Genomic DNA, 4,561 nt, shown 5'->3' with positions numbered 1-4,561 from the left:
GTCTTCTCCCGCTGTGTCGGGGCGGAGCCGGGGTGAACGGTGGAGGTGGCTCCTGGCCCGTACGGTCGCCGCCCATGCGGACGCGCGGATGCCAGGGGGTGGTCGCCGATGGCGAGAATCACCCGGTGCTGACCGATTATCCGGACGGACGACTCGTGGATTCCCTACAAGGAATTGAGCGGCACTAAGGAAAACCTTGTTCGGAGTTCAGTAGCGAGAGAAGAGTTGGCCGCCTGGGCGGCGACGAGGAGGGAGTGAGTCACGAGGCCAGGCGCTCAAGATGGGCCACGGCGGCCTCGACGCCGGGCAGTGCGAGCATCTCCTTCTGGGCGCGGTGCGCCACGGCGGTCACCGGCGGGTCGTCGAGCAGTCGGTGGCACGCCTGCGCCATCGCCTCCGGGCCGCGTTCGGACACGTGTGTGCCAAGGCCGAGCTCCGCCACCCGCTCGGCGTTGTACTTCTGGTCGCCGAACATGGGCCGTACGGCCATCGGCACTCCGGCGCGTACGGACTCCCGGATGCTGTTGTAGCCGCCGTGGGTGAGGAACAGCGCCGCCCGTTCCAGCAGAAGCTGCTGCGGGAAGCGGTCGACCACCCGCACGTTGTCCGCGGCCAGGCCCTCGTCCACCGGCATGCCGAGGGTGGACACCACGGCCGAGCAGTCCACGGTGGACAGCGCCCGGACGACGGTGTTCAACGGTTCGGCCGGATCGTACTCGGGGACGGGAGCGCCGATCTGCCGGGCCTTGTCCAGGAAGCCCAGTACGGTGCCGGGCAGTCCGGTGCCCAGTGACGCGAGGACCAGCGGCCGGTCGGCGGGCAGCTCGTGCAGCCAGTCGGGCAGGGTCTCGCCGCGGGTGACGGTGCGCGGCTGCCGGTAGGCCACCGCCTCGGGGGCGACGGGGCGGGCGAAGGAGTACGTCACCGGCATGCAGTCGAACCGCCCGTGCCGGTACACCGACACCGGATCGTCCGCCGGGGGCAGGCCGGCCTCCCGGCGACGGTCGTTCAGCATCGGCAGAATCAGCTCGGGGTCGAGGAACTGCCCGGAGCCCGACGGGGCCGGGACGTGCGGGACGCCCAGCGCCTCCGCGACGAGCAGGGCGGCGAACTCATAGCCGTCGCGGAGGATGACGTCGGGCCGGAAGTCGCGGGCGATCGGCAGCAGCAGGCCGTACGCCTCGTGGAGCTGGGGACCGCAGCCCAGGGTGGCCCACAGGTCGTGGGCGAAGCGGCTGAACTCCGCCGGGATCGGCAGCTTGCCCTCCAGGAGCAGCCGCATGCCCTGCCGGGTGATGTCGGTGAACACCCCTGTCACCCGCGCGGCCTCGCCGTCGAACACGGGCACCAGCTGGTTCGCGGTGACCACGAGGACATCGTGCCCGGCCTCCGCGAGCGCGCGCACCAGCGGAAGCGAGGCACGCGCGTGCGAGGTCGATCCGGTGATACTGCACAGAACCCTCATCGGGGGCGAACCTTTCCTTGAACCGGGGACGAAGGTGTCGGGGGTGTGACCCGTCAGTGAGGCTCGGGCAACGGAAGCCCGGGGGCGGGGTGCACGACCGGGCGTACGCCTACTCCGTGCCAGGCGAACCTGGCCGTGCGCAGCGATTCGGGGTCGAGGTGGTTTCGGGTGTCCACGATCACCGCCCGGTCCAGGACGGCGGCCATGCGGCCCCAGTCCAGGTCACGGAATTCCGGCCATTCGGTGAACAGCACCAGGCCCGCCGCCCCCTTGGCCGCCTGGTACGGGTCGTCGACGACGGTGACGCCGGGCACCGGCGTCGCCGAGTGGCTGCCCGTACTCAGCGCCGGGTCGTAGGCGACGAGTTCGGCGCCGAGCCGGGACAGCTCCTGGGCGATGGCGGTCGCCGGGGAGTCCCGCAGATCGTCGGTACCCGCCTTGAAGGTGAGCCCGAGTACGCCGAGCCGGACGCCGTCGAGCGGGGCCGCGGAGTCGGTGCCGCAGACTCGCGCGATCTTGTCGATGATGCGCTCGCGCTGGTGGACATTGACGTCGATGGCGGCACGCAGCAGCCGGAAGTCGATGTCCGCCGATTCTGCGGTCCTGAGCATGGCGCGGGTGTCCTTGGGCAGGCACGAGCCGCCCCAGCCGGGGCCGGGCCGCAGGAACGCGCCGCCGATCCGGTGGTCCTTGCCCAGGGCGGTGGTGACCTGCCCGATGTCGGCACCCACCCGCTCACACAGTTCCGCGATGACGTTGACGTAGGACAGTTTCACCGCGAGGAAGCAGTTCGCCGCGTACTTGATCAGCTCGGCGCTCGCGGCGTCGGTGATCACCATCGGGGCGTCCAGCTTCGCGTAGAGGGCGGCCACGTGCTCGGCGGCCTCGCGGGACTCGGCCCCGACGACGACGCGATCGGGGTGCAGGAAGTCGTGCACGGAGGTGCCCTCACGCAGGAACTCCGGGTTGCTCGCCACCTGTACGTCCGGGCGGCCGAGCCGCCGGGTCAGCCGCGCCGCCGTGCCCACCGGCACGGTGGACTTGGTGACCAGTACGCACCCGGGACGCAGCCGGTCCCGGATCTCATCGGTGACCGCGTCCACCGCGGTCATGTCCAGATCGCCGTCCTGGCTCATCGGTGTGCCGACGCAGACGAATACGGTCTCCGCGTCGCGTACCGCTTCCCCGGCGCCCAGGACGAAGGTCAGCAGGCCGGAGTCGAGGCCGGCGCGCACGAGTTCGGGGAGGGACTCCTCCAGGATCGTCACCTCGCCGCGGGACAGCCGTTCGACCTTGGCCGGATCCATGTCCGCGCACACCACCCGGTGCCCCAGCGAGGCCAGACAGGCACCGGCGGTCAGCCCTACGTAACCGGTGCCGATGACGGCGATGTTGTGCCGGGGCACGGGCAACCACCTCGTTTTCTCGAAGGGTCGGGTCTTGGGGGTCAACAGTTTTCGCGGGCGAGCAGGGCGCTGATCGATTCCGCGGCGCGGACGGCCAGGGCCACGCTGGTCAGCGTCGGGTTGACGGCGGTGGAGGTGGGGATGACTCCGTTGCCGCCGACGTAGAGGTTCTCGAACCCCCACACGCGGGAGAACGAGTCGCAGACCGAGGTGCCGTCGGCCGCCGCGCCCATGCGGACCGTCCCCTGGTAGTGCTTGGAGCTGCCGGCCGGGAACAGTTCCGGTTCGTTGCCGGGCAGGAAGTCGCCCAGCCTGGCCGCGATCTTCTCCTGGTCGGCCCGGGCGCGTGCGATCCCCTCACGGTCGCGCTCGGTCAGCGAGTAGTGGATGGTCATCTTCGGCATCCCGTATGCGTCGGCCTCGGTGGTGGAGAACTCCACCCGGTCGCTCGCCTGGATCTCCTTGGCCCCGTACCAGACCATGCCGACGAACAGCTCCGGATCGACGCCGTCGATCGGCGAGGTGTCCAACGTCATGACCTGCCCGTGGCTCGTCCTGCCGGGGTCGGCGAACGGCACCCAGAACCGGCCGGTCTCCAGGTCGCGGATGTCGCCGGTGAACTCCACCGAGCCGCGCGCCTCGATCCCCGCGGCGGGACCGTCCTTGACTTGCACGGAACTCACCGTTTTGGGCTGGTCGTTGAGGTAGCGGCCGAGCGCGTGCGGCCGGATGCCGGAGGCCCACAGCAGCTGCGGGGTGCGCAGCGCGTCCGCCGCCACCGCCACGGCTCGGGCCCCCACCTTGAACTCCGCGCCGCTGGGTAGGTGTTGCAGCACCGCACCGACGGCCCGGCCATCCTCGAACAGCACGCGGCGGCAGATGGTGTCCGCCGCGATCCCGAACCGGCCGTCGCCACCGTGGGCGAGCGGCCCGAGGATCACGTCCGGGCCCGCCCATCGCGGCAGCGCCCCGGAACGCGGGGTGCAGGCGAGCGGCATGGGCTGGACGTGCCTGCCGTCGGGGTAGTCGCCGTCGAACAGTTCGCTCAGCGTCTTGAGGACGAACTGACCGCCCGCGGTGTCCTCGAAGGCATCCTGGGTGACCGAGAGGAGGTCCTCGGCCACCCCCAGCGCCGCGTCGAGCTCCTCGTCGGGGAGGAACGGGACGCGCTCGCTGTCGAGCGGACGCGGGGCGGTGCATGCCCAGTGGACACCCATGCCGCCGATGTTGCTGGACATCACCGCGGCGGGCATGCCCTCCTGTTCCGGCTGCTCCTCACGCCGTGGTGCGACCAGGTGCGTGCCGCGGTCGGCGTACTTCTTCACCAGCGCCTGGTCCTCGCCCGGCGCGGTCCGGGGATCGCGCCCCTGGGACTTGGCCTGCAGCTCCCCCCGCTCCTGGGCGGGGAGGTTGCTCAGGTGCAGACCGGCTTCCTCCGTCAGGCACGGGCCCAGGTCGGCCATGAGGATCCGCGCGGACGGGACCGCTTCGTGGACTCTGCGAGCGATGGCCGATCCTACCGGGCCGCTACCGACGACGAGCAGGTCGACTTCGGTGGGGAGTTCGGGTCGGCTCATGCTTGCGCGCTCCTTGTCCTCGTCCTGGGTGCTGAGTGCGTGTGCTGTGTGCTGTGTGCTGTGTGCGGTGCGCCGGGCCTCGTCCTGGCCCTGGCGCTGCGCGTCCGGCCGGA

3 protein-coding genes are annotated in these 4,561 nt (G+C 71.0%); all 3 read right to left on the bottom strand.

The window, feature by feature from the left end; translation table 11 throughout:
• Window positions 1-259: 259 nt before the first annotated feature.
• Genes ACH4SI_RS41270 through ACH4SI_RS41260 form a run of 3 tightly spaced genes read right to left on the bottom strand, consistent with a single transcriptional unit; the run spans window position 260 to window position 4,448 of the window.
• On the bottom strand, window positions 260-1,465 hold the full coding sequence (locus ACH4SI_RS41270; protein ID WP_398305950.1) for a glycosyltransferase: 1,206 nt from the start codon (window positions 1,463-1,465) through the stop codon (window positions 260-262).
• A 53-nt stretch (window positions 1,466-1,518) separates the two neighbouring features.
• Window positions 1,519-2,871, bottom strand: a complete 1,353-nt coding sequence (locus ACH4SI_RS41265) for a UDP-glucose dehydrogenase family protein (protein WP_398305947.1) — start codon at window positions 2,869-2,871, stop codon at window positions 1,519-1,521.
• A 41-nt stretch (window positions 2,872-2,912) separates the two neighbouring features.
• Window positions 2,913-4,448 (bottom strand): GMC family oxidoreductase, encoded by a 1,536-nt coding sequence (locus tag ACH4SI_RS41260; protein ID WP_398305944.1) that lies wholly within the window; start codon window positions 4,446-4,448, stop codon window positions 2,913-2,915.
• Window positions 4,449-4,561 lie beyond the last annotated feature (113 nt).

The organism is Streptomyces sp. NPDC021212, assembly GCF_044332925.1.
Classification (GTDB): Bacteria; Actinomycetota; Actinomycetes; order Streptomycetales; family Streptomycetaceae; genus Streptomyces.
This window is presented reverse-complemented; position numbering and strand designations above follow the sequence as displayed.